The 1,367-nt window shown below is 41.9% G+C and carries 1 protein-coding gene; it reads left to right on the top strand.

Going from position 1 to position 1,367, the window contains the following annotated elements; all coding sequences use genetic code 11:
- On the top strand, window positions 1-1,367 hold a 1,367-nt coding region (locus FS875_RS09930), incomplete at both ends, for a ShlB/FhaC/HecB family hemolysin secretion/activation protein (protein ID WP_144756270.1).

Consider the following 1,367-nt stretch of genomic DNA (forward strand, 5'->3'; position numbering starts at 1 on the left):
TACTGTTTTTCAATTCATGATATTATTGTTGATGGGGTTAGGCATATAAAAAAGGGCTCCATAGCAGCGGTTACAGATCCTTATGTTGGAAGATGTATCGGTCTTGCGGATATCCAGCTTTTAATCAAGCAGTTAACCAAAGTCTATTTAGATAAAGGCTACGTAACGGCGCGTTTTTATATCCCTGATCAAGATATCAAAAATAGTAAGACGCTAAGGTTTGTTGTTGTTGAGGGCAAGCTTTCGAATATTTATTACAATGGCTTACCGGCTTCAGCTCATAATTATGTTGTCTGGAGTGCTTTTCCGGGTTTAGAAGGGCATATTCTCAACATGCGTGATATTGAACAGGGGCTTGATCAAATCAACAGGCTTTTTTCAGCACACGCTCAAAGCGAGCTTCTCCCGGGACGTGAAGAGGGGAGCACTATTGTCAATATTAACAATCAAGCGGATAAAGCTTTCAAGGTTACTGTTTCCCATGATAATTTAGGACAATCCTCCACGGGGTATGCCCGGTATCATGCTGGCTTAAAGTTAGAAAATATTTTAGGTCTCAATGATGCGTGGGATTTTGGTTATCAACACAGTCAAACAGATTATTGGGGCGGGAGCGCACAAGAAGGTCATAGTAATAACGTTTCAGCAAGTGTGAGTATCCCCTATGGTTATTGGACCTTTGGTTTAAATGGCACTGTTTATCATTATCAAAGCATAATCAAGGGTAACTTTAGCGATATTGAAACGACGGGGGATTCCAGTGAATTACACGCCAGTACAAGCAGGGTTCTTCACCGTGATAGTGTTTCTTTAACAACTTTGAATTTAGGTCTTTCCTACAAAAGAACCAACAACTACCTTCTTGGGAATAAGATAGAGGTGGGGAGTCGTCAATATAGTGTTGCCAATTTTGGAATATCGCATTCACGCCAGATATTAGGGGGGACTTGGACCTTTGATATCAGTTATTTGCAAGGACTTCCACTTTTTCATTCCGTTAAAAAACATGCTCCAGGAGCGGGGGATGCAGAGCCTCAATTTGCCAAATTTACTGGGACTCTCAATATCATGACACCCTTTGAGGTGAGCGGGTGGAATTTTGTCTTAAACAATCTTTTCAGTGGGCAATATTCACCGCATAACTTATTGGCAGCAGAGCAGATATCTTTGGGGGGCGCTTCCAATGTTCGTGGGACGCGCGAGAGTTTGGTTTTTGGCAATAACGGTTTTTTTATCCGTAATGATTTGATGCTGCGTACCATTCCATGGCGCAACAACGCGACGCTCAAAAAGGTTTTTGGAGAACTTCGCCCCTATGTTGGTTTGGACTATGGTCGTGTTTTTGCACAACCTTTGTATGGTTTTAC

This window comes from Bartonella saheliensis (assembly GCF_902162175.1).